This is a genomic window from Streptomyces sp. GbtcB6 (assembly GCF_019091475.1).
Lineage (GTDB): Bacteria > Actinomycetota > Actinomycetes > Streptomycetales > Streptomycetaceae > Streptomyces > Streptomyces hyaluromycini.
Map to the genome: position 1 here is coordinate 188,996 of NZ_JAGXJL010000018.1, position 23,705 is coordinate 212,700.

The 23,705-nt window shown below is 72.7% G+C and carries 21 protein-coding genes; 9 read left to right on the forward strand and 12 right to left on the reverse strand.

Features of this window, described 5'->3' with window-relative positions:
• The first annotated feature begins 41 nt into the window (after positions 1-41).
• From KVT45_RS28970 to KVT45_RS28980, 3 genes are read left to right on the forward strand one after another with little or no spacing between them, the layout of a single operon-like run.
• Positions 42-785 carry a hypothetical protein gene (locus KVT45_RS28970; protein ID WP_217552049.1) on the forward strand — a complete coding sequence of 248 codons (744 nt, stop codon included), beginning with the start codon at positions 42-44 and terminating at the stop codon, positions 783-785.
• Between the two features lie 30 nt (positions 786-815).
• Positions 816-1,517 carry a response regulator transcription factor gene (locus KVT45_RS28975; RefSeq protein ID WP_217552050.1) on the forward strand — a complete coding sequence of 234 codons (702 nt, stop codon included), beginning with the start codon at positions 816-818 and terminating at the stop codon, positions 1,515-1,517.
• Positions 1,514-3,376 (forward strand): HAMP domain-containing sensor histidine kinase, encoded by a 1,863-nt coding sequence (locus KVT45_RS28980; protein ID WP_217552051.1) that lies wholly within the window; start codon positions 1,514-1,516, stop codon positions 3,374-3,376. The genes KVT45_RS28975 and KVT45_RS28980 overlap by 4 nt, the downstream gene beginning before the upstream one ends.
• On the opposite strand, the gene KVT45_RS28985 is transcribed toward KVT45_RS28980, so the two are convergent.
• Both KVT45_RS28985 and KVT45_RS28990 read right to left on the reverse strand, forming a co-directional pair.
• On the reverse strand, positions 3,369-3,623 hold the full coding sequence (locus KVT45_RS28985) for a WhiB family transcriptional regulator (protein ID WP_217552052.1): 255 nt from the start codon (positions 3,621-3,623) through the stop codon (positions 3,369-3,371). The genes KVT45_RS28980 and KVT45_RS28985 overlap by 8 nt on opposite strands.
• Positions 3,624-3,736: 113 nt before the next feature.
• Positions 3,737-4,951 carry a saccharopine dehydrogenase C-terminal domain-containing protein gene (locus tag KVT45_RS28990; RefSeq protein WP_217552053.1) on the reverse strand — a complete coding sequence of 405 codons (1,215 nt, stop codon included), beginning with the start codon at positions 4,949-4,951 and terminating at the stop codon, positions 3,737-3,739.
• A gap of 121 nt (positions 4,952-5,072) precedes the next feature.
• Here KVT45_RS28990 and KVT45_RS28995 point away from each other — a divergent pair, with 121 nt between their 5' ends.
• Positions 5,073-5,765, forward strand: coding sequence for a TetR/AcrR family transcriptional regulator (locus KVT45_RS28995; RefSeq protein ID WP_217552054.1), 693 nt, complete (start codon positions 5,073-5,075; stop codon positions 5,763-5,765).
• Positions 5,766-5,856: 91 nt separating this feature from the next.
• Here KVT45_RS28995 and KVT45_RS29000 read toward each other — a convergent pair whose 3' ends face one another.
• Complete coding sequence (locus KVT45_RS29000; RefSeq protein WP_217552055.1) at positions 5,857-6,741, reverse strand: LysR family transcriptional regulator ArgP; 885 nt, start codon at positions 6,739-6,741, stop codon at positions 5,857-5,859.
• 85 nt (positions 6,742-6,826) lie between these two features.
• Between KVT45_RS29000 and KVT45_RS29005 the strand changes: the two genes are divergently transcribed.
• A complete protein-coding gene (locus KVT45_RS29005) occupies positions 6,827-7,444 on the forward strand; it encodes a LysE/ArgO family amino acid transporter (RefSeq protein WP_089102664.1) in 618 nt (205 codons plus the stop codon).
• A 128-nt stretch (positions 7,445-7,572) separates the two neighbouring features.
• Entirely contained in the window at positions 7,573-8,877 is a 1,305-nt protein-coding gene (locus KVT45_RS29010) for an MFS transporter (protein ID WP_217552056.1), read from the forward strand.
• A 4-nt stretch (positions 8,878-8,881) separates the two neighbouring features.
• Here KVT45_RS29010 and KVT45_RS29015 read toward each other — a convergent pair whose 3' ends face one another.
• Entirely contained in the window at positions 8,882-9,331 is a 450-nt protein-coding gene (locus KVT45_RS29015; protein ID WP_217552057.1) for a cyclic nucleotide-binding domain-containing protein, read from the reverse strand.
• 381 nt (positions 9,332-9,712) lie between these two features.
• On the opposite strand from KVT45_RS29015, the gene KVT45_RS29020 reads away from it, so the two are divergent.
• The gene (locus tag KVT45_RS29020) at positions 9,713-10,132 is read left to right on the forward strand and encodes an ATP-binding protein (protein WP_217552058.1); all 420 of its coding nucleotides are present in this window, start codon (positions 9,713-9,715) and stop codon (positions 10,130-10,132) included.
• A 236-nt stretch (positions 10,133-10,368) separates the two neighbouring features.
• Positions 10,369-11,223, forward strand: a complete 855-nt coding sequence (locus KVT45_RS29025; RefSeq protein WP_217552059.1) for a SigB/SigF/SigG family RNA polymerase sigma factor — start codon at positions 10,369-10,371, stop codon at positions 11,221-11,223.
• Positions 11,224-11,286: 63 nt separating this feature from the next.
• On the opposite strand, the gene KVT45_RS29030 is transcribed toward KVT45_RS29025, so the two are convergent.
• Both KVT45_RS29030 and KVT45_RS29035 read right to left on the reverse strand, forming a co-directional pair.
• A complete protein-coding gene (locus tag KVT45_RS29030; RefSeq protein ID WP_217552060.1) occupies positions 11,287-13,530 on the reverse strand; it encodes an FUSC family protein in 2,244 nt (747 codons plus the stop codon).
• 16 nt (positions 13,531-13,546) lie between these two features.
• A complete protein-coding gene (locus KVT45_RS29035; protein WP_308310890.1) occupies positions 13,547-14,923 on the reverse strand; it encodes an NAD(P)/FAD-dependent oxidoreductase in 1,377 nt (458 codons plus the stop codon).
• A 257-nt stretch (positions 14,924-15,180) separates the two neighbouring features.
• On the opposite strand from KVT45_RS29035, the gene KVT45_RS29040 reads away from it, so the two are divergent.
• Positions 15,181-15,990 carry a methyltransferase domain-containing protein gene (locus KVT45_RS29040; RefSeq protein ID WP_217552062.1) on the forward strand — a complete coding sequence of 270 codons (810 nt, stop codon included), beginning with the start codon at positions 15,181-15,183 and terminating at the stop codon, positions 15,988-15,990.
• A gap of 28 nt (positions 15,991-16,018) precedes the next feature.
• Here the strand turns inward: KVT45_RS29040 and KVT45_RS29045 are convergent, their stop codons facing one another.
• The 6 genes from KVT45_RS29045 to KVT45_RS29070 form a co-directional block, all read right to left on the reverse strand.
• Positions 16,019-16,453 (reverse strand): ATP-binding protein, encoded by a 435-nt coding sequence (locus tag KVT45_RS29045; RefSeq protein ID WP_217552063.1) that lies wholly within the window; start codon positions 16,451-16,453, stop codon positions 16,019-16,021.
• A gap of 94 nt (positions 16,454-16,547) precedes the next feature.
• Complete coding sequence (locus tag KVT45_RS29050; RefSeq protein ID WP_217552064.1) at positions 16,548-18,449, reverse strand: long-chain fatty acid--CoA ligase; 1,902 nt, start codon at positions 18,447-18,449, stop codon at positions 16,548-16,550.
• Positions 18,450-18,590: 141 nt separating this feature from the next.
• A complete protein-coding gene (locus KVT45_RS29055; RefSeq protein ID WP_217552081.1) occupies positions 18,591-19,679 on the reverse strand; it encodes a glutamate--cysteine ligase in 1,089 nt (362 codons plus the stop codon).
• Between the two features lie 105 nt (positions 19,680-19,784).
• Entirely contained in the window at positions 19,785-21,989 is a 2,205-nt protein-coding gene (gene glgB, locus KVT45_RS29060; RefSeq protein WP_217552065.1) for a 1,4-alpha-glucan branching enzyme, read from the reverse strand.
• 8 nt (positions 21,990-21,997) lie between these two features.
• Positions 21,998-23,353: a maltokinase gene (locus KVT45_RS29065; protein ID WP_217552066.1), complete on the reverse strand. Its 1,356-nt coding sequence runs from the start codon at positions 23,351-23,353 to the stop codon at positions 21,998-22,000.
• Between the two features lie 31 nt (positions 23,354-23,384).
• A partial coding sequence (locus KVT45_RS29070; RefSeq protein WP_254647472.1) for an alpha-glucosidase C-terminal domain-containing protein occupies positions 23,385-23,705 on the reverse strand: 321 nt, incomplete at its 5' end.

The following is a 23,705-nucleotide window of genomic DNA, read 5'->3' on the forward strand; positions in this document are numbered from 1 at the left end:
AGCTGACGAGTTTCTTACAAGCGTCGGTCAGGGTCTGTCTCATGATCCATCGCAGAGCCGCCGTCGCCCTCCTCGCCGCCTCCCCCGTCCTGCTCACCGGGTGCGGGGGTGGCGCCGAGGCCGCGCCGAGCCGGTCGGAGGACGACCGGCCGGCGCGGGTGACGGCTTCCCCCACACCCGAGAGCAGCAGCCCGCAGCCGAGCGGCATACCCGGGCTCGGCCCCCGGACGACGGCCGCGATACCCGAGCGGGCGGAGCAGGTCGTCGTCGCCACCGGGCGGGGCAAGAACTCTCCGCTCTCCACCGTCGTGCTCTATTCGCGCGACGACGACGTCTGGCAGCCCGGTGCCAGGTGGCCCGCGCACAACGGCAAGGACGGCTGGAGCGAGCATCACATGGCCGGGGACCTGCGCTCGCCCGTCGGGGTGTACGGGCTGACCGATGCCGGGGGCCTGCTCGCCGACCCGGGGAGCAGGCTGCCGTACCACCACTCCTACGGCTTCGTATCGCCCGGCATCGGGTTCGAGGGCGAGTCGCTGGCAGGTTCCTTCGACTATGTCGTCGCCATCAACTACAACCGTGAGCCGGGCACCTCACCGCTCGACTGGACCCGGCCGCTGGGCGCGAAGCGCGGCGGTGGTGTGTGGCTGCACGTCGACCACGGCGGTCCGACGCACGCCTGTGTGAGCGTCGCCAAGGCGCACATGAAGGAGCTGCTGCGCACCCTCGACCCGGACCGGCATCCGGTCGTCGTCATGGGGTACGCCGACTGGCTCGCCCGGTAGACCGCCGGAACTCGCTTAGGATCCGAACCTGTGTGCGCACATGTGCTGGTCGCCGAGGACGACGAGATGCAGGCCGAGCTGATCCGGAGATCGCTGCTGGCCGAGGGGCACCACGCGACCGTGGTCCACGACGGGGCCGCGGCGCTGGACGCGGCCCGGCGGCTCGGGCCCGACCTGGTCGTCCTCGACCTGATGCTCCCGGTGATCGACGGCTTCGGTGTCTGCCGGGTGCTGCGCGGCGGCGACCCGGAGATCCCGGTGCTGATGCTCACGGCCCGCTCCGACGAGGACGACGTGCTGCTCGGCCTGGAGCTGGGCGCCGACGACTACATGACCAAGCCGTACAGCCCGCGCGAGCTGATGGCCCGGATCCGGACGATTCTGCGGCGCAGCGGGCGGGCCGCCGCCGTCCGGGAGGAGGAACCCGCCGTGACCGCCGCCGGGATCAGCGTCGATCCCGTGCGGCACCAGGTGCGCTGCGACGGGCAGCCGGTGGAGGTGACCCCGGCCGAGTTCCAGATCCTGCTCGCCATGGCCGGCGAACCGGACCGGGTGTTCAGCCGGCGGCAGTTGCTCCAGTGCACCCGCGGCTTCGACCGGTCCTCCACCGAACGGGCCGTCGACGTCCATGTGATGAACCTGCGCCGTAAGATCGAGGCCGACCCCCGCCGGCCGGTGCGGCTGGTGACCGTGTTCGGCGTCGGCTACAAGCTGAGCGGCGGCCGGCCGTGAAGCCCCGGATACCGTGGCGCAAACGGCTGCTGGTCCGGCTGCTGTTCACCTCGGTGCTGATCGCCCTCTGCTCCGTGGCCGCCACCGCCTGGCTCGCCGTGACGACCACCACCAGCGCGCTGGAGGAGGAGCAGGGGCAGGATCTCGCCGCCGACAACAGGATCCTCGCCGAGCTCAGCGGGTACGCGGCGGACCACCCCGACTGGACCGGGGTCCAGCACACCGTGCGGGCACTGGCCGCGAAGACCGGCCGCAGGATCGCGCTGACCACCGCCGACCGCACGCTGATCGCCGACTCGGCGTCCCACGACACCCCGCTGCCGCCCCGGCCGGCCGCGGCCGTGGACCCCCTGCACACCGACACGTACACCGAGTTCGGTGCTCAGCTCAGCGGCATCGACCCGCGCGCGGTGGGCCCGTTCCGGCTGACCGGGCCGGAGCGCGAGAAGCTGGACTCGGTCGCGAAGCGGGAGCAGGAGTGCTTCGACCAGGTGGGGGCCCGGTCCACCGTCCAGCACACTCCGAGCGGGCGGCCCCATGTCGTCGTGGACGAGGCGACGGACGCCGCCCCCCTTTACCTCAAGGCCAAGTGCGGTGCCGCCTTCGGCTTGCCGACCGCCGAGGCGAGCGACGCGCTCGACTTCCCGACCGCCACCGAGACCAAGGCCCTCAGCGCGCTGACAGATCTGGCCCGCCCCTGCCTCCGGGCCAGGGACATGGACCTCGGCGGCTCGCTCTCCCTCACCTACGACACGACGGGACGCAACCCGGTCTCGGGCGGATTCCTCGTCACCAAGAAGGGGGTCAAGCAGGAGTCGGACCAGACCGCGAAGAACTGTGTCACCAACGCACGGCGCACCCAGCTCGAACCGTACGTCGCCCCGGCCGCCGAACTCTTCCTCGGTATCGGCGACCAGACCGCACCCCGCTTCGACATGTCCCCAGCCAACAAGGCCAGGATCGTCGGCGCGGCCGGTCTGGTCCTCGCCGTCACGGTCGCCGTCACCGCCGTCGTCGCCATGCGCCTGGTACGACCGCTGCGCGCGCTCACCGCCGCCGCGCAGCAGCCGCCCGAACTGCACGTCCGGGCGCCGGTGCGCACGCGGGACGAGACCGGGCTGCTGGCCGAGGCGTTCAACGACCTCACCGAACGCCGGGAACGCCTGGAGGAGCAGCGCAAGGCGATGGTCAGCGACATCGCCCACGAACTGCGCAGCCCTCTCACCAACATCCGCGGCTGGCTGGAGGTCACCCGGGACGGCCTCGTCGACCCCGACCCGGCCCTGCTGGGCTCCCTGCACGAGGAGGCCCTGGTCCTCCAGCGGATCATCGACGACCTCCAGGACCTGGCCGCCGCCGACGCCGGCACCCTGCGCGTGCACCGCGAACCGGTGCGCGCCGCCGACCTGATCGACCAGGCCGCCGCCGCCCACCGCGTCGCCGCCGACGCGGCCGGGGTCACCCTGCTGACCGACACCGACGGCACCGCCTGGCTCGACGCCGACCCGGTGCGGATGCGGCAGGCCATCGGCAACCTGGTCTCCAACGCGATCCGGCACACTCCCGCCGACGGCAGCGTGACACTGTCCGCCCGCCATGACGGCGACGACGTCGTCCTCACCGTCACCGACACGGGCCCGGGCATCTCCGCCGACGATCTCACGCACGTCTTCGAGCGGTTCTGGCGCGCGGAGAAGTCCCGCAGCCGCCGTACCGGGGGCAGCGGCCTCGGCCTGCCGATCGTGCGCCATCTGCTCGCCGCCCACGACGGCGCCGCCGAGGCGCGCAGCGAACCCGGCAAGGGCGCCGAGTTCACCCTGCGGCTGCCGGCCGCGCCGGCCCCGGCCGACGTCAGCTGAACCGGCGCGCCGCCCGCTGCCGGCGCCGGGCCAGCAGCCGGCGCTCCGCCTCGGTGGTACCGCCCCAGACGCCGATGGCCTGCCCGCTCTCCATCGCCCAGCGCAGACACGGCTCCTGCACCGGGCAGCGCTCGCAGACGGCCTTCGCGCGCCGCGTCTGATGCAGCGACGGGCCGGTGGTGCCGATCGGGAAGAAGAGGTCGGGGTCCTCTTTGCGGCACTCGGCGTGGTCTCGCCAGTCGTCCATCGAAGTCACCTGCGATCCGTGTCGACTCTGCCGTGGGTATGTGCGTTGCTCGGACCCGGGTCACCGGTCCGGGCGCGGCTGAAACGGCCGAGTCCCGCAGGATTCACGGGCAGTCACTGCTCGCGCAGACCCCAGGGGGAGCCGTATTCGGTCAGCAGGTCGAGGAACGGGCGGGCCGGGAACGCCTCCGGACCGAGGACGCCCGAGCCCGACCACCCGCCGGTGGCCAGGAGTTCGAGGGCGACGACCGGGTTGAGGGCCGTCTGCCACACCACGGCCTGACAACCGTACTCCGCCATCGACCACTCGTTGTCGACAACGTGGTAGAGATACACCTCCCGCGGGCGTCCGTCCTTCACCCCGCGCACCCAGGTGCCCGCACAGGTCTTGCCGCGCATGCGCTCGCCCAGCGTCGCCGGGTCGGGCAGCGAGGCGGCGACCACGTCCCGGGGCGAGACCGCGACCGGGCCGTCGGCGCCGGGCACGGTCACCGGGGTGGTGCGGTCCAGGCCCAGCAGGTGCAGCGTCTTCAGCGTCTCGATGAACTCGCGCCCCAGCCCGTACTTGAAGGTGACCCGCCGAGCGTCCACCCAGCGCGGCACGAGCAGTACCTCCTCGTGCTCGACGTTGACGCACTCGACCGGCCCGATCCCGTCCGGGAAGTCGAACACCTCGGGCTCGCTGAAGGGGGCGGTGGTGAACCAGCCGCGCCCCTTCTCGTACACGACGGGCGGGTTGAGGCACTCCTCGATGGTGGTCCAGATGCTGAAGGAGGGCGCGAAGTCGTAGCCGTCCACGGTCAGGTTCGCGCCGTCGCGGATGCCGATCTCCTCGATCTCGTCGAAGAGCTCGTCGGCCGCGTAGCGGGCGAACACGTCCGACAACCCGGGCTCCACCCCCATGCCCACCAGGGCGAGGGCACCCGCCTCCGCCCACTCCCCGGCCAGCGCGAACTGTTCGTCGCCCAGCTTGACCCCGCACTCCTCGTACGGCCGCTCGGGATGCGGCCGGGACAGCGACATCGCCATGTCGAGATAGCTCGCGCCGGCCTTGCGGGCGGCCCGGAACAGGGGCATGACGAAGCGCGGGTCGGTGGCGTTGAGCAGTACGTCGCAGTCGTGCCGGGCCAGCAGCGCGGCCACGGCCGCCTCGTCACCGGCGTCGACGCGCTCGGCGCGGAACCGGTCGTCGCCGACGGCCGCCACCGCCGCCTCGGCGCGCGCCGCGTCGTAGTCGGCGACCACCATCAGGTCGAAGAACGGCCGCCGGGCGGCGATCCGGGTGACGGCGGTGCCCACACCACCGGCTCCCACGAGCAGTACACGCATGCGGGGATCTCCTTCTGAGACAGAGAGCGAGGTCGAGTACGGGGGCGCCTTGGCCGGAATGAAACGCCCCGCCGTCACGTAAGGTCAATGGCGTTGGCATAAGAACAGCAGGGAGCGCGCGATGCCCAAACCGGTCATATCGGAGGATAAGCGCCGTCGGCGTCGCCCCACCCGTAGCGGAACCGTGCTGTCGGAGGGGCTGATCGTCGAGGCGGCGCTCCGCCTGCTGCGCGAGCACGGCAGCGCGGGCCTGACCGCCCGCCGCCTGGGCTTCGCCCTCGACTGCGACCCCAGCACCCTGTACCGCTACTTCCGGGGCATGGACGACCTGACCCTGGCGATCGGCGACGCGCTCATCGGTGAGGCGCTGGCCGGCTGGACGCCGTCGGGGGAGTGGCGGACGGACCTGCGCACGATCGGTCTGCGCATCCACGCGCAGTACGTGGCCCACCCGCAGGCGGCCCTGCTGACGACGAACCGGGTGACGGGCCGGGCCCACGAACTCGCCGCCGACGAGGCGGTCCTGGACGTCCTGCGCACGGCGGGCTTCTCACTCCCCGAGACCGTGCGCGTCTACCACGCCTTCATCGACCAGACCCTGGCCTTCGCAGCCCTGGACGCGGCCTCCCTCACCCTCCCGAAGGACTCCCAGCGCGCCGACGAGGACAAGTGGCACTCGACCTACGCCCGCCTCCCGCACACAACCCACCCCCGCATCGCGGAGGCGTCCCGCCTACTGGCGAAGCGCATGGTGACGAGCGCCTATCCAACGGCCCTGGAGATGCTCCTGGACAGCGCAGAACGGTCCTTGTAAACGCCCCGGCCTGGAGTGCCCCGTAAGGGGCGCGGGGAACTGCGCGACAAGCCCCCACCGGCCCGCACCCGCGCAACTACCAGTCAACCCCCTACGGCTGGCGCAACGCACCCTCCGCCGCACTCACCACCGCCTCCGTCACCGCCCCCAAAGCCGGCGAATCCAACTTCCACTGCTGCCAGTACAACGGCACGTCGACCCACAGTTCCCGCCCACCGAGCCGCACCAACTCGCCCCTCCGCAACCGCGGTTCCGCCTGCGACTCCGGCACCATCCCCCACCCCAGCCCAGCCGTCACCGCGTCCACGAACCCCTCCGACGTGGGCACGTAGTGCCGTAGCGAACTGGCCCCGCCCCGGCCCAGCCGTCGTACGAAGCCGTCCTGGAAATCGTCCCGCCGGTCGAACGTGATCACCGGCGCCTCGGCGAGCGCATCCGGCAGCACATCCGTCAGATGCCTCGCCGCGAATTCCGGCGCCGCCACCGGCAGGTACCGCATCCGCCCCAGCGCCCGCACCGAACACCCCGGCACCGCGTCCGATGACGAGGTCACCGCCGCCATCACCAGACCCTCCCGCAGCAGCGCGGCCGTGTGGTCCTCGTCCTCCCGGCGCAGTTCGACATAGACCCCCGGCAGCCCGGTCAGCGCCGCCAGGAACCACGTCGCCAGCGAGTCCGCGTTGACCGCGACCGACACCCGCGTCGGTTCCCCGGCACCGCTCATGCCGAGCTCGCCGCGCGCGTCCCGCTCCAGCCGTGCCAGCTGCCGGGCGAACCGGACCAGCACCTCGCCCGACTCCGTGGGCCGCACCGGCTTGGTGCGCTGGAGCAGCACCCGGCCCGTGCGCTGCTCCAGCGCCTTCACCCGCTGGCTGACCGCCGACGGCGTCACATGCAGGGCCGCGGCCGCCGCGTCGAACGTGCCCTCGTCCACCACCGTCAGCAGCGTCCGCACCTGGTCCAGGGGAAGCTCCACGTCCTGCTCCTTTCTTCAGCAGCGCTAATGGTACGTAAAAACCTTTAGCTGTACGTCCAGTGATCGCTTCCGTAGCGTCGAGGGCATGCCCAGCTCTCTCGCCGCCGCTGCCGCAGGCTTCGGCAGCGGCCTCTCGCTCATCGTCGCCATCGGCGCCCAGAACGCCTTCGTGCTGCGCCAGGGCATCCGCCGGGACGCGGTGCTCGTGGTCGTCGGCATCTGCGCGCTCTCCGACGCCGCCCTCATCTCGCTCGGCGTCGGCGGGGTGGGCGCGATCGTCGTGGCGTGGCCCGGCGCGGTACGGGCGGTCGGGCTGATCGGCGGCGTCTTCCTGCTCTGCTACGGCGCCCTGGCCGCCCGCCGGGTCCTGCGGCCCGGCACCGGCGGCCTGCGCACCGAGGGCGAGGCGGCGGGGTCCCGGCGCCGGGCGGTGCTCACCTGCCTGGCCATGACCTGGCTGAACCCGCACGTCTACCTGGACACCGTGTTCCTGCTCGGCACCCTGGCCGCCGACCGGGGCGACCTGCGCTGGACCTTCGGCCTGGGCGCCGCGCTGGCCAGCCTCTGCTGGTTCACCGCCCTCGGCTTCGGTGCCCGGCTGCTCGGCCGGTACCTCGCCGGGCCGGCCGCCTGGCGGGTGCTGGACGGGCTGGTGGCGCTGACCATGATCGGGCTCGGCCTGATGCTGGTCGCGGGATCCTGAGGCGCCCGGAGCCCGCGGCGGCCGCATCCTGAGACAACCGGTTCGGCAGCCACAGAAGTTGCTGGAATAGTGATCCTGCAATCGAAAGATGTAGCGGGCATCGAGAAGACCAGGACAACAGGAACTCCGTGGACACCAGCGAGAGCGGCACCCAGTCCGACACCCAGACCCCCGACGACACCACGGCCGCCCCGCCCCGGAGCGGCTGGCGGCGCTGGGCGATGGACACCCGCCCGCTGCGCATCCCGGCCTACCGCCGGCTGTGGACGTCGACCATCGTCACCTCGGTCGGCAGCCAGCTGACCGCCGTCGCCGTGCCCAAGCAGATCTTCGACATCACCGGGTCGTCCGCCTGGGTCGGCGCGGCGAGCCTCGCCGGGCTGCTGCCGCTGATCGTGTTCGCGCTGTGGGGCGGTGCGGTCGCCGACACCATGGACCGGCGCAAGCTGCTGCTGATCACCAACATCGGTATCGGCGTGACCTCGCTGCTGTTCTTCGTCCAGGCGGTCACCGGGATGGAGTCCGTGGCCGCGCTGATGGTGCTGCTCGCGATGCAGCAGGCGTTCTGGGGGCTGAACGCGCCCGCCCGTACCGCCTCCATAGCCAGGCTGGTCCCCGAGGCGCAGCTGCCCGCCGCGAACGCGCTCGGCTCGACGGTCATGCAGACCGGGCAGGTGGTCGGTCCGCTGCTCGCCGGTGCCCTGATCCCCGTCATCGGGCTGCCCGAGCTGTACCTGATCGACGCGCTGGCGCTGTGCGTGACGGTGTGGGCGGTCTACTGGCTGCCCGCGCTGCCGCCGCTGGCGGCCGCGACGGCGCGGCGCGCCGGGATCCGCGAGATCGCGGAGGGCTTCCGGTACATCTCCATGCACAAGGTGCTGCTGCTGTCGTTCCTCGCGGACATCATCGCGATGGTCTTCGGCATGCCCCGCGCCCTGTTCCCGCAGCTCGCCGCCCAGACCTACGCCTCCTACGGCGAGGGGCTCGCGCTCGGTCTGCTGTTCGCGGCGATCCCCGTCGGCGCGGTCCTCGGCGGGCTGTTCTCCGGCACCTTCTCGCGGGCCCGCAGGCACGGCTGGATGGTGATCGGCGCGGTCGTCGGCTGGGGCGCGGCCATCGCCGGGTTCGGGCTGAGCCGCAACCTCTGGGTCGCCGTGGTCTTCCTGGCCGCCGCCGGGGTCGCCGACATGGTCTCGATGGTCTTCCGGGGTGCGATCCTGCTCTCCGCCGCGACCGACGAGATGCGCGGCCGGATGCAGGGCGTGTTCACCGTGGTGGTCGCGGGAGGTCCGCGGCTGGCCGACGTGCTGCACGGCACCGCCGGCTCGGTCTTCGGGCCGCGCGCGGCGGTGGCGGGCGGCGGGCTGCTGGTGGTGGCGGTGATGCTGGCCCTGGCCGCCGCGGTCCCGGCCCTGCGCCGCTACCGCGTCTGACCGGTCACGCCGGCCGTCGCCCGACGTACGCGTCGAGTAGCTTGCCCCGGGTGACCTCCAGTCGGCTGGCGAGGATCTCGGCGACGGTCCGCACCAGCGAGAGGCCGAGCAGCGGATCCTCGACGCTCAGCGCGAGCACGGCCGCTGCGTCGTACTCGTAGGCCCGCACCTGGCTGAAGGCCACCGCACCGAAGTCCCAGGTGTACGGCGGGAACAGCCAGGACCAGCCGAGCAGGTCGCCGGCGCCCAGACTGGCGACGGTCACCCGTTTGCGTGATGTCACCTCCTGGTCCAGGTTGACCGCTCCCGAGCGGATCACCCAGAAGCGGTCAGCGGTGCCGCCGGCCTCGAAGATCCTGCTGTCCTCGGGGAAGGACACCTCGTGAGCCAGTTCCATGAGGCGCTCGCGCTGGGCCTGGGGCAGGGCGGTGAGCAGTTTGATGGCTTTGGTCATGGCACGGGGCTCCTCGCCGGCGAGGGTACGGGGTGCTTTCCCTACGCCCATTTCAGCCGCTGCCGCCCGGCCGGGCACCTCGAAGAGGGTGAGAATCGCCGACGGGGGACGGTCCGGGCATGAAAAAGCCCTGGCTGGACGGGGGAGGCCAGCCAGGGCCGTCAGAGGTGGCGGGGGAGGACCCGGAGTCAACTCCTCGACCACTTATGGGTGAACGGTAAACCATCCAGAGCCATTTCGTGTAGCTGGGAACAGGCTACGTGACCCGTTTCACTTTGGGGAGCCCCTCGCGGCACCCGAACGGGTTTGGCCGCGCCCCGACCGGTGAGGCGGAGAGAAGAGCCCCGTACGCAACCGGTCCACCACTCAGGGAGCGAAAGGATGCGGGAAAAGTACCGGAGCGAGTCACCAGTCGCACCACCCGAGTTGTGCCGGACCCCGCTGCGGCCGGCCGACGCCCGCAGAGCGGTACGCGGCGCGGTCGCCCGACGGGACCTGCCGTGTGCCGCCGGAGCCCTCGACGACGCCCTGCTCGTCACCTCGGAACTGACCACCAACGCCATCCTGCACGGCGGCGGGATCACCGGCTTCGACGTCGACGTCGAGGGATGCGCGATACGGGTGTCGGTCAGCGACCGCAGCGACGAGATACCGGTCGCCGAACGGGTCACGGAAGAACGCGACCGCTGGCGGCCCGGCGGCCGGGGCTGGCCCATCGTCTGCCGGCTGGCCCGTGACGTGGAGGTCGCCGGACTGCCCTGCGGCGGCAAACGGATCACCGCGGTCGTGCCCCTGGCCTGAGCCGGTGGGCGGACTTCCGGCAGGACGCTGTTTGCGCCCGGACCGAAGGGGCAGTCGCACTGTCGTGCTTCGGACCGGAGGCGCGCGCCGACGGGAGCAGTCGTACGACGGCCCCCCGGGCCCGCAGAGCGGTCCGGGAGGTGCTTCCGCGGCGCCCCCGACACCACAGTTCGGGCCGAGTCCCGGGACCTCGTTCCGGTGACGCCCTGAAACCCACAGTTCAGGAGCGATTCCGCATGCCCACCCCATGGCCGACCAGCCGTCCCCGCACACCCGACCGCACCACCCGCACCACACCCCGCCGCACCGTGCGCACGACACCCCGCCGCGCCCACGACGACGCCCCCGACACGACGGACCGCTTCGCCCGCCTCGCCGGGCTCGACGACGGCCCCGAGCGGGACGCCCTGCGCGACGAACTGGTCGCCGCCTGGCTGCCCATGGCCCACCGCATCGCCGGCCGCTTCCGCGACCGCGGCGAGTCCGTCGAGGACCTGCGCCAGGTCGCCGCGCTCGGCCTGGTCAAGGCCGTCGACCGCTACGACCCCGCACGCGGCGCCTTCGAGAGCTACGCGGTGCCCACCATCACCGGCGAGGTCAAACGGCACTTCCGCGACCGGATGTGGGCGCTTCGCGTGCCGCGCCGGGTGCAGGAACTGCGCAACCGGGTACGGGTGGCACGCCGCGATCTCACCCAGAATCCAGGCTCCCCGGAACCCACCGTCGCCGGCCTCGCCGCCCACACCGGCCTGACCGAGGACGAGGTCACCGCCGGACTGGAGGCCCTGGAGAGCTTCAGCACCCTGTCCCTGGACGCCGAACTCGCCAGGGGCGAGGAGGGTTACAGCCTGGCCGACACCCTCGGGGAGTCCGAAGGGTCCTACGACGTCGTCGTCGACCGGGAGGCGGCGAAGGAGGGGCTGCGGCGGCTGCCCGAGCGGGAACGGGCCATCCTCTACATGCGGTTCTTCGAGGACATGACGCAGAGCCGGATCGCCGAGAGCCTCGGCATCTCCCAGATGCACGTCTCCCGGCTCATCAGCCGCAGCTGCGCCCGGGTCAGGGCCGAGGCCCTGGGAGGGTCCGCCTGATCCCCCCGGCCCCGGCGGCCGTCTCCCCGCCGGCCGACGGGGAGACGGCACCGTGACACCCCGTCATGCGGCCGCCCGCGGCCGCACCGGCACCCCCAGCGGCCGGGCCAGACCCACCACCGCCTCGTCGAGGCGCTGCAGATGCCGCAGCACCCGGTCGGTCACCCGGCCGTAGCGCGGCGCCCGGAGGGTGCCCGGCTGCAGCATCGCCGCGATGCTGGGACCGGTCTCGATCTCGGGGACGGGCCGCCGGTCGGCCACCTGGGCGGCGATCGCCTCGATGTTGTGCACGATCCGCCGCCCCGCCCCGCGCAGCCGGGGATCCGCCGCGATCGCCGGATGGGTGGGCAGCAGCTCGGCCGTCGCGGCCAGGGACCGCGCGTGATAGGCGCAGGTCTCCAGGAGCGCCACCACATAGCGCGCGGTGTCCCGGCGGGAGCGCAGCGGGGTGATCGGATGCGTCAGCGGCTGCACGGCCGCCGCCAGATCGGCCAGCGCCTGGTCCAGGTCGCGGGCCTTCTCCACCAGGTCGACCGGCGGCGCCCCGCTCAACTGGTCGGCCGAGGCCCGGGTGACGTCGGCCAGCCGGTCCAGCGTCTCGGCCAGCAACTCGTCGGTACGGCGGTCGGTGTGCACCGGCAGCACCACCGCGGCCGCGATCACCCCGCACACCGCGCCGAGCGCCGTCTCCGCCACCCGCAGCACCAGGACGTCCAGGCTGTAGGTGTTGAGCAGCGTGTACAGCAGGCCCAGCATCGCCGTCACGAAGAACGACATCAGGGTGTACGAGACGGGCGCCGAGTAGAACATCGCGAAGATGAAGAGCAGCACCAGCCCGAACGCCGTCCAGGTGTGGTGCCCGACCAGTCCCGCGAGCACGATGCCCGCCACCACGCCGAGAACCGTGCCGAGCAGCCGCCGATAGCCCTTCACCAGGATCTCGCCGGTGGACGCGGTGTTGATGAACACGATCCAGCAGGTCAGCACCGCCCAGTACCAGCGCTGGGCGGAGAGGAACTCCCCGCCGACGATGGCCAGCGACGAGCCGACCGCCACCTGCACCGCCGCCCGCGTGGTCGGCCGGCGCAGCCCGGTCGCCTCCTCGGTCTCGCGTTCGCCCTCCTCGGCGCCCTCGATGGCCGCGTCCTCGGCGTCCAGCTCCTCCCGGGACCGGGAGGTGGCCGGGGTGTCGTCGGACTCGTCCTGCGGCCCGTCCAGCGCGATCCGCAGCCCCAGCACCGCCCGCGCGGCCTCGCCGATGCCCCGGAACACGTCCTGTACGGCCGGCGAGGCGGGCGGCAGGTTCTCCTCCTCGCGGTAGCCGAGCAGCCGGTTGCGGAGCCGGGCCAGCGCGGTTCCCTTCTCGGGCCCGGCCGGCCGCAGCACCAGCAGCCGCAGCGCCTCCAGATCGAGCCGCAGCCGCTCCATCGCCTCGTCCCGCACCGGCTCCACGGCCGCCGACGGCAGCGGGGCGCCCGGCAGATGCAGGGTGAGCGTGTCCGCCCGCTCGGCGCTGCGGGCGGTGAGCAGCAGCAGCCCGAGCCGCTCGGCGGCGATCTCGGCGTCCGCGATCCGGCGCTGCACCAGCCTGGCCACCGCCTCGTCGGAGGTGCCGTCCGCGAGCCGCCCCTGGATCAGCAGCGCCGTCTCGTGCAGCCGGGCGGTCCTGACCCGGACCTCCTCCACCGCCTTGTCCAGCTCGTCCGGCCCGGCGTCCAGCAACTCGGCCTGTGCGGCCACCAGCTGGGCGAACCGGACCCGGAAGGCCCGCCGCAGCCGGTCCAGGATGCCCGCGGCGGTCTCCCGTACCAGTGCGAAACGCGCCACGGCCGCACAGCCGAACGCCACCGTGATCGTGAGGTACAGGCCCGGCAGCGCGGGCACGGTCGCGTGCACGAACAGCGAGGCGAAGTAGATCTGGAAGCCGATCAGCCCCAGCGCCGTGCCCCGGTCGCCGAAACGCCGGCTGTAGACCGCGCTGAAGATGAGCGCCACGAAGAACAGGTCGCCGATCACCACCCGCGAGTTGAGCAGCGCGCCCAGCGACATCGAGGCCAGCGCCACCGGCAGGCCCAGGGCGAGCGTGACAGCCTGCTTCGGCCGCCCCTTCTCCCGGATCGCGAAGGTGGCCACCATCGCCGTGATGGCCCCGGCCACCAGATGCGTCACGTCGAACCGCAGCGCCGCCAGGACGGCGAGCGTGAGCGCGATCGACGTGACCGTGCGCAGACCGGCGGTGAAGCGGAGCAGCCCGGGGTCGGCCGCCGCGAGCCGCCCCCGGACCTCCGCCCGCCCCGCCGCTCTCACTCCGCCGCGCTCTGCGTCACGCCGGCGAGCCGCCGGGGTCCTCGGGGCCCTCGGCGCGCGCCCGGACCTGCTCCGGCGTCAGATACGTGTTCGTGTACTCGAAGTCCTTGAGCCGGGCGGGCTTGCGGGACTGGAAGCCCGTACGCACGAAGTCGTCACCGGCCAGCGCGTTCAGCAGCCAGTTGGTCGCGACCCGGGTCTTGGCCACGTTGGTGCGCAGCGCCGACCAGTGGTAGCCGCGGGCCACCACCTGGGCGGGCAGACCGCGCAGTTCGATGCCCAGCGGCTTGGAGACCGCGTCCTTGCCGCCGAGGTCCACCACAAGGCCGAGGTCCTTGTGCGCGTACGGCTGGAGCGGCTCGCCCCGCAGGGCCGCGATGACGTTGTCGGCGACCGCCTTGCCCTGCCGCATGGCGTGCTGCGCGGTCGGCGGGCAGACCGCGCCCGCCTCGTCCTTCGCCTTGTCCGGCACGGCCGCCGCGTCGCCGAGCGCGAACACCCCGTCATGGCCCGGCAGTGTCATCTCGGCGTTGACCGCGAGCCGCCCGCGGACCGTCTCCGCGCCCATGGTGGCGATCAGCGGACTGGCCACCACCCCGGCCGTCCAGATCAGCGTGTGGGTGGGCACCACCCGGCCGTCGGTGAAGGTGACCTCAGCCGGGCCCGCCTTCTCGATCGACACCCCCAGGGAGACGTCGACACCGCGGCGGCGCAGCACCTCCTGGGCGCTGCGGCCGAGCTTGTCACCGAGCTCCGGCATCAGCTTCGGGGCGATGTCGATCAGATGCCACTTGATCAGCTTCGGGTCCAGGTTCGGGTAGCGGTGCAGCGCCGCGTGCGTGAGCTTCTGCAGACAGGCGGCGGTCTCGGTGCCCGCGTAGCCGCCGCCGACCACCACGAACTGCAGCCGCGCCGCGCGTTCGACCGGGTCGTCGCTGGCGTCGGCCAGATCCAGCTGGGAGATGACGTGGTCGCGGATGTAGGCCGCCTCGGCGAGGGTCTTCATCCCGAAGGCGTGCTCGGTCAGGCCGGGAATGTCGAAGGTGCGGGTGACACTTCCCGGGGCCAGCACGATGTAGTCGTACCGCTCGTTCACGAGCCGGTCGGTTATCGTGCGGACGACGCACACCTTGGACTTCAGGTCCACCCCGATCGCGCCGCCCGGGATGATCCGGGTGCGGTATTTCTTACTGCGGCGCAGCGACACGGCGATCGACTGGGGTGTCAGCACGCCCGAGGCGACCTGCGGCAGCAGGGGCAGATAGAGCTGGTAGGAGGTCGGCGACACCAGGGTGACGTCGGCTTCGTCCGGGGAGAGCTTCCGCTCCAGGCGGCGCACGCATCCCACTCCGGCGAAGCCTGCGCCCACCACCAGGATCCTGGGTCGTGTCACGGTGTATCCCTTTCCGCTGCTCCGGGCCGTCCGGCTCGACGCCGTCCGCGTGCCCCGGAACGCTTGCTTCGCACCACATCGATCCCACCGTGCCCGACGCCCTTCCGCCAGCCGGGCGGCGCAGGCAGCCGAACGCGTGGGCTCCAGCATGCCCCTGGATCGCCGGGAGAAACCGGCTGTCGCACAGATAAGCGGCGGACGCCAGTCCGGTCGAAGGCCGTCCCGCGGCGATCACGTACGCCAGTAGAGTGCCCGCCATGGCGCAGACCCAGCCCGGAACGGGCTTCCAGAAGCGGCACATCGACCCCGGCCGCGTGACCCCGCTGGTCGCCGCCCTGGACTCCCAGGACGCCAACCCGGGCGTACGGCGGCTGCGCACCTGGGCCGAGGAGACACTGGCGGTGCGGCCCGGCGAACGGCTCCTCGACGTCGGCTCCGGAACCGGCTCGCAGACCCGGGTGCTGGCCACGGCCGCCGGCCCGGACGGCGTCGCGATCGGCGTCGAGGTCAACCCGAGTCTGCTCGAGGTCGCCGAGGAGCGGTCCGCCGACAGCCGGGCCCGCTTCCTGCAGGGCGAGGCGGAGGCGCTGCCCGTGCCGGACGGCTCCATGGACGTCGTGTGGTGCGAGCGGGTCCTCCAGCACGTCCACGAGCCCGACCGGGCCATCGCCGAGATGGCCAGGGTGCTGCGCCCCGGCGGCCGGGTGGCGCTGCTGGACACCGACTGGGGGACCACCCTTCTGCACCCCGGCGACCCGGTGGTGGTGCGCGCGCTCACCGCGGCCGCCCTCAACGGCGCCAACCCCTACGCCGGGCGCCGCCTGGTCGGCCAGCTGAGCGCGGCCGGATTCGTGGTGGACGACCGCGGCTCGCAGGCCCTGCTCCAGGACCACCGCTCGGTCGCCTGGCCGCTGATCCGCATGCTCGGCGAGGCGGCCGTGCGCACCGGCGCCGTCACCGAGGAACAGCGGGACACCCTGTACGCCGACCTCGCCGAGGCCGCCGAGCAGGGGGCGGTGCACATGTCGGTGACGATGTTCGGGGTGGTCGCGCACCGGCCGGAGTGACCGCACCCGGTCCTCGGCCGGGCGGGCCTCACCAGGGCAGGAAGGCGTGGACGTCCTTGCCGTCCGCGGTGACGACCACGCTGACCTGGTCGCACAGGGTGTGCAGCAGGTGCCAGCCGACGCCGCCCCCGCCCCCGTGCGGGTGGAACGGCCGCGGCTCGGGCTGGACCCGGCTGGTGTCGTGCACCGTGACGTGGACGCCGTCGTAGGTGCGGCGCATCCGCAGCTCGAAGGGGCCCGGCGCGTACTGGACGACGTTGGCGGCCAGCTCCGTCACGACCAGCAGGATGTCGTTCCAGCAGTCGGGACCGGTGGGCGGCGAGCTGCGGGAGAGGCCGGCGAGGTAGCCGTCGGCGGCGAGCCGGGCACCGGTCACATCGCGGAGCCGGCCCGGGAAGGAGACCGTGCATCCGTCGGGCTCCTCCACGGATCGTCCGTCGTCCCGCCGTGGTCCGGTTCCCATCTCGTCACTTCCAGCCCCGGGAAGGGGCCGCCGTCGCGCTGCTCTCTCCCTCAGCCGCGAGTTCCCACCCCGGCACCGGATACGCGTGGTCCGGTCACCGGAACACGTTGTCCGAGTCGTCCCAGTCGGCCGGCTCCGGCTGGCCCGGCCGGCGCACCGCCTGCGAGCGGGCCTGGTACATGGCGTCGATCTCGGCCGCGTAGTGGCGCGCGATGGCGTCCCGGCGCAGCTTCAGCGACGGCGTCAGCATGCCGTTGCCCGGGGCGAACGGTTCCTGGATCACCCGGTAGACCCGGATCGACTCGGAGCGGGACACCGCGCTGTTGGCGGACGCGATGGCGCGGGCGATCTCCTCGCGCAGCGCGTTCTCCTCGCGCGCCTCGCGCCCCGGCGAGTCGCCCGGCACCGCGAGCGCTCCCCGCCAGTGGGCGAGGAAGTCCGGGTCCAGGGTGATCAGCGCGCCGACGCAGGGCCGGTCGTCGCCGACGACCACCGCCTGGTGCACCAGCGGGTGCATCCGCAGCCGCTGCTCCAGCGGGGCCGGGGCCACGCTCTTGCCGCTGCTGGTGATGATGATGTCCTTCTTGCGGCCCGTGATGGTCAGATAGCCCTCGGAGTCCAGCCGCCCGATGTCCCCGGTGGCCAGCCAGCCGCCGCGCAGCGCGGCCCGGGTCGCGTAGTCGTCACCGACGTACCCCTGGAACACCGACGGACCGCGCACCAGGATCTCGCCGTCGTCGGCCACCTGGATCTGGGTGCCGGGCAGGGCCTGGCCCACCGTGCCCGACTTCTCGCGGCCCAGCGGCTGCATGGTGATCCCGCCGCTGGACTCGGTGAGGCCGTAGCCGTCGTGGACGTACATGCCGATGCCCTCGTAGAACAGGGTGAGTTCACGGCTGAGCGAGGAGCCGCCGGACGTGGCCCGCAGCACCCGCCCGCCGAGTGCCCCCCGCAGCTTGCGGTACACCGTCCGCTCGTACAGGGCGTGTTGCAGCCGCAGGTCGAAGGCGGGGCCGGCACCGGTGCCCAGCCGCTGCCGCTCCAGGGCGGCGGCGAAGTCCCGGGCGGTCTCCGCGGCCCGCTCGAACAGGGCGCCCCGGCCGTGCTGCTGGGAGGTGCGCAGGAACGTCTTGTACACCTTCTCCAGCACCGAGGGCACCGCGTACAGATAGGTCGGCCGGAACGTGGCCAGCGCCGCCGCCAGCGCGGCCTCGGTCATCTCCGGCTCGTGACCCATCAGGATCCCGCCGCGCAGACACATCACCATGACCATCAGGCCGTACACGTGGGAGAACGGCAGGTAGGCCAGGACGGAGGCCTGTTCGCCCGGGCGCGCCGCGGTGTGCCCCCAGCCGGCCAGCAGGGTGTCACAGGGGTACGCCAGCCCGCGGTGGCTCAGCGCGCAGCCCAGCGGACGCCCCGAGGTGCCCGAGGTGTAGGTGATGGCCGCCGTGGAGTCCGGCATCACGATCCGGCGCAGCGACTCCACCGTGGTCAGCGGGACGAACGCGCCCTTCTGCACCAGCTCGGGCAGCACCCCCGCGTCCAGCTGCCACACGTGCTTGAGCCCGGGCAGCGCCTCGCACACGGTGCCGACGGTCATCACGGCCCGGTCGTCCTCGACCACCACGGCCACACAGCCGGCGTCCCGCAGGATCCACTCGACCTGGTCCCGCGCGGACGTCGGGTGGATCGGCACCACCTCGGCCCCCACCGACCACAGCGCGAGGCCGAACACCGTCCACTCGTAGCGCGTCCGCGCCATCATGGCCACCCGCTGTCCGGGCGAGATCCCCGACGCGATCAGACCCTTGGCCAGGTCGACCACCTCGTCCCGCAGTTCGACCGCGGTGACCTCCTCCCAGCCCGCGCCGGCCTCGGTCCGGCGCGCCAGCACCGGCAGTGTGGGGTTCCGGTCCGCCGTCTCGAAGATGCTGTCGGCGAGCCCGCCGGTCAGGGTCGAAGCGGTCGTCGGAGCGAGGGCGTAGTCGCGCATGCACTGCTCCTGGAAGTACGGAGGGTGACCCTCCCGATCGGTACTGTTGTCGATGCGGGTCGAATCTAGCCCAGGGGAGTGCGGCCCGTGTCGGGAACGGTCAACTCGTTTCCACCTGATGACAAAGCTCAGCCCCGGAGTTCAGCCCTGGGTGCGGCGCACGCACTCCACGACGACGTCCCGCAGGCTCCCGGTGCGCTCCAGGAACGAACGCTGTTCGCGGGCTCCGGTACCCCTGTGCAGCAACTGTGCGACGGCCTCCTCGACGCCCAGGGCGTCACCGCTGTCGGCGAGCGCCTGCGCCGTGTGCGCCAGCAGCGCGCGCACCACCTCGGCGGCGGGCCGGGGCCGCATGGTCACCGGGTCGAGGAGGTCCTGCTCCAGGCCGTTGCGGGCGGCCTGCCAGGAGGCCAGCCGGAGCATGCTCACGCTGGGATCGAGCGGCGGCCGCCCGGCCCGCCACTCGCGTGCGGCCGTCTCCACCAGGGCGCGGATCAGCGTGGCGACGAGGACGGTGGTGTCCGCCCGCAGGCACACGTCGGCCACCCGGATCTCCACCGTCGGGTAGCGCGTGGACAGGCGGGCGTCGAAGTAGACCATCCCCGCGTCGAGGATGACCCCGCTGGCCACCATGTCCGCGACCCGCTGCCAGTAGCGCTCTGCCGAGCCGAACAGTTCGGTCGGTCCCGCCGACGGGCCGCGCGCCCACAGCCGGCTGCGGAAGCTGGCGTAACCGGAGTCCCGGCCCTGCCAGAACGGCGAGTTGGCGCTGAGCGCGCGCAGCACCGGAAGCCACGGCCGCAGCCGGTCGAGGACGGCGACCCCCTCCTCGTCGGACTCCACCGACACGTGCACATGGCAGCCGCAGACGAACCAGTCCACCATGGCGGCGCCGAACCGCCCGGCCATCCAGTGGTACCGCTCGTGCCGGGTGAGCGCCGGGGCGACCGGCAGGGGGTAGGTGGCGAGCGCCGCGACCGCGCAGCCGATCTCGCCCGCCAGCCGGCCCGCCTCCTTGCGGCAGCCGACGATCTCGGCACCGAGCTCCGCCATGTCCCGCTGCGGACTGGTCGCGAGCTCCAGCATCTGCCCGAACAGTTCCTTCTGGAACACGGCCTGCCCGGGATCGTCCTGGGCGGCCCGGTCGACGACGGCGGCCGACCAGGGCACGGGCTCCCCGCTGTCCGGGTGGACCAGCAGGAGTTCTTCCTCCACTCCGACGGTACGCAGCACAGGGAACCGCCCTCCGGCCGGGCCGCGACCGGCGCGGCGGGGTCTTTCCACCCGGACTGCCCGGACCCGGCCGCGGAAACACGTGACGGGGCCCTCGACGGGCTACGGGGCGACAGGCTCCAGCCATACCGTGCCGAGCGGGGGCAGCGTGAGCCGCAGAGCGCCGTCGTCGGCGAGCAGCGGCCCCCGGCTGACGACGTCCCCGCCGCCGTACCGAGCGCTGTCGGTGTTGAGGATCTCCTGCCAGACGGGCATCCCCTTGGGCACGCTCAGCCGGTAGCCGGGGCGGACCACGGGGGAGAGGTTGGAGACCACCAACAGGGGCCGGGCCTCGGCATCGAACCTCAGGAAGGCGAAGACGTTGTCCTCGGCCGCGTCACCCAGGACCCACTGGAAACCCGCCGGATCGGTGTCCCGCTGCCACAGCGCGGGGTGCGCGCGGTACCCGGAGTTGAGATCGCGGACCAGATCCCGGACACCCCGGTGATCGGCCTCGGCCCCGTACCCGGGGTCGAGCAGCCGCCAGTCGGGGCCGTCGGCATGGGACCACTCGCCGCCCTGGGCGAACTCCTGCCCCATGAAGAGCAGTTGCTTGCCCGGATGGGCCCACATGAAGGCCAGATACGCGCGGTGGTTGGCACGCTGCTGCCACCAGTCGCCGGGCATCTTCGAGACGAGCGACCGCTTCCCGTGGACGACTTCGTCGTGGGAGATGGGCAGGACGTAGTTCTCGCTGTACGCGTACACCATCGAGAAGGTCATCTCGTGGTGGTGGTACTTGCGGTGGACGGGCTCGTGCCGGATGTACTCCAGCGAGTCGTGCATCCAGCCCATGTTCCACTTCAGCCCGAAGCCCAGCCCGCCGCTGTCGGTCGGCCGGGTCACCCCGTCCCACGCGGTGGACTCCTCGGCGATGGTCACCACCCCGGGCGCCCGCCGGTACACGGTCGCGTTCATCTCCTGCAGGAACGCCACCGCGTCCAGGTCCTCGCGCCCGCCGAACACGTTGGGCGTCCACTGCCCGGAGTCCCGCGAGTAGTCGAGATAGAGCATCGAGGCGACCGCGTCCACCCGCAGCCCGTCGACGTGGAACTCCTCGCACCAGTACACGGCGTTGGCGACCAGGAAGTTGCGCACCTCCACCCGGCCGAGGTCGAACTCGTAGGTCCCCCAGTCCGGATGCTCGGCCCGCCGCTCGTCCCCGGGCTCGTACAGCGGGTCCCCGTCGAAGCGGGCCAGCGCCCAGTCGTCCTTGGGGAAGTGGGCCGGCACCCAGTCCATGATCACGCCGATGCCCGCCCGGTGCAGGGCGTCGACCAGGTACTTGAAGTCGTCGGGGGTGCCGAGCCGGGAGGTCGGCGCGTAGAAGCCGGTGACCTGGTAGCCCCAGGAGCCGCCGAAGGGGTGCTCGGCGACCGGCATGAACTCGACGTGCGTGAAGCCCAGGTCGTTGACGTACGCGGGGAGTTCCTCGGCCAGCTGACGGTAGCTCAGGCCCGGCCGCCAGGAGGGCAGATGCACCTCGTAGACCGAGAACGGCGCCTCGTGCACCGGGACGTCGCCCCGGTGCGCCATCCACTCCGCGTCGTCCCACTCGTGCCGCGAGACCGTCACGATCGACGCGGTCGCGGGCGGCACCTCCGTCCGCCGGGCCATCGGGTCCGCCTTGAGGAACCGGCCGCCGTGCCGGGACGTGATCTCGAACTTGTACCGGGCGCCCTCGCCCACCCCCGGCAGGAACAGCTCCCACACCCCGGCCGCGCCCAGCGAGCGCATCGGGAACTGCGTGCCGTCCCAGCACGTGAAGTCCCCGGCCACCCGCACACCCCGGGCGTTCGGCGCCCATACGGTGAACCGGGTGCCGGCCACCCCGCCATGGGTCATCGGCTCGGCACCGAGCGCCTTCCACAGCTGCTCGTGCCGCCCCTCCCGGATCAGATGCAGGTCGAACTCACCGAGCGCCGGCAGGAAGCGGTACGGGTCGTGAACCTCGTGCTCGCCGTCCTCGTACGCGACGAGGAGGGTGTACGACGGGACCTCGGCGTACGGCAGCACGGCCGCGAAGAACCCGTCGTCCTCCGGCGCCAGGGGGCTGCGCACCCCGTCCACGAGCACGCTCACCGCACGGGCGTGCGGGCGCAGCGCCCGGAAGAGGGTGCCGCCGGCCACCGGACGGGCGCCCAGCAGGGCGTGCGGATCGTGGTGGGCGCCCGCGAGCAGGCGCCCGCGGTCGGCGGCGTCCAGCGGCGGGGCCGTGGGACGGGAGGGGCCGGAGGGCTCGGGGAGCGAGGAGTCGCGCAGTGCCATGACGTCAGTCAGCCTCTCCAGCGGGCGAGCCGCTCGATCGCGGCCATCGGAACCGGAAGCCAGGCCGGCCGGTGCCGGGCCTCGTACACCACCTCGTACACCGCGCGGTCCGTCTCGTGGGCGCGCAGCAGTGCGTGCTTCTTGCGCGGGTCCCAGCCGGCCCGCGCAGCGTAACCCGCGCAGTAGGCCTCCCGGCAGCGGCGGGCCCACTCCGGACGCCAGGGGCGGCGCTGCCGGGCCGCGTAGTCGAAGGAGCGGAGCATCCCGGCGACGTCCCGCACCGGCGACTGGGTGCTGCGCCGCTCGGACAGCGGCCGGGACGGCTCGCCCTCGAAGTCGATGACGAACCACTCGTGGTCCGCCCGCAGCACCTGCCCGAGATGGAGATCGCCGTGGATCCGCTGGGCGAGCGGTCCCGCGTCGCAGGTGGCGAGCGCGTCGAAGGCGCCGCGCAGCCCCGCCACGAACGGCCGCAGTGCCGGCACCGCGTGCGCGGCCGCGTCCAGCCGCGCCGACATCGCCTCCGCCGTACGGCTGTGTTCGTCGTGGACGGCGGACGGGAAGGCGGCGGCGAGCGCGAGATGCACCTCCGCGGTGGCCCGGCCCAGCTCCCGTGCCTCGGTGGTGAAGTCGTCCCCGGCCGCGAGCGCGCGCAGGGCGAGGGTCCAGCCGTCGGCCGCGTCGGGCAGGAAGGGCTGCAGCACCCCGAGCGTCGCCGGGCTCGGTTCGGTGGTGCGGAACCAGGCCACCGGCGCCGGCACCCGTGCACAGCCCTGCGCGGCCAGTGCGCCGGGCACCTCCAGGTCCGGGTTGACGCCGGGCTGGATCCGCCGGAACACCTTCAGGATGTAGGAGTCGCCGTACACCAGCGACGAGTTGGACTGCTCGGCGTCCAGCAGCCGCGGCGCGAGTCCGCCGGGTATCCGGGCGTCCGGGGCGGTCTCGAAGCGCAGCGGGCCCGCCGTGCCGGGTATGCGCAGCCGTTCCAGGAGCAGCTCGGCGGCCCGCGGGTCGTGCAGGGCGTCGTAGACGGCGAACCCGGCCAGCGGGCCCTCCTCGGCCCGGCCTATGTAGGCCCGCTCCAGCCTGGGCGCGCGGTGTTCGCGGACGCCGAGCAGGAGCTGGTAGCAGTCACCGGACGGGGCGGCACCCCCGCCGGGGGAGTGGTCGGCGTGGACCAGCAGGTGCAGGCAGCCGGGGAAGAGTTCGGTGACGGACAGCACGGACAGCTCCGTGACGGGCCGGTCCTTGCCCGCGAACCAGCGCTGCCGGGGCAGCCAGTCGCGCAGCAGCCCGCCCAGCGAGACCAGCGGCCGGTCGAGGCCGGCCGTCGTGCCCCGGGGCAGGTCAACGGTCTTCGTCATGGTGACGCGTCCTTTCCTCGGCTCCGCACGCTCAGCGCCGACGGCCGGTGCGGGAGGCGACTCGGGAGAGCCGGAACCAGTAGAAGCCGTGCCCCGCGAGGGTGAGCAGATACGGCAGTTCACCGATGGCGGGGAAGCGCACCCCGCCGATCAGCTCGACCGGGTGCCGGGCGTCGTAGGCCCGCAGATCGAGTTCGGTGGGCTGCGCGAACCGGGAGAAGTTGTGCACACACAGGACGAGGTCGTCCTCGTACTCGCGCAGGAATGCCAGGACGGCCGGGTTCGACGACTGGAGTTCGGTGTAGGACCCCAGTCCGAAGGCAGGATTCTGCTTGCGGATCTCGATCATGCG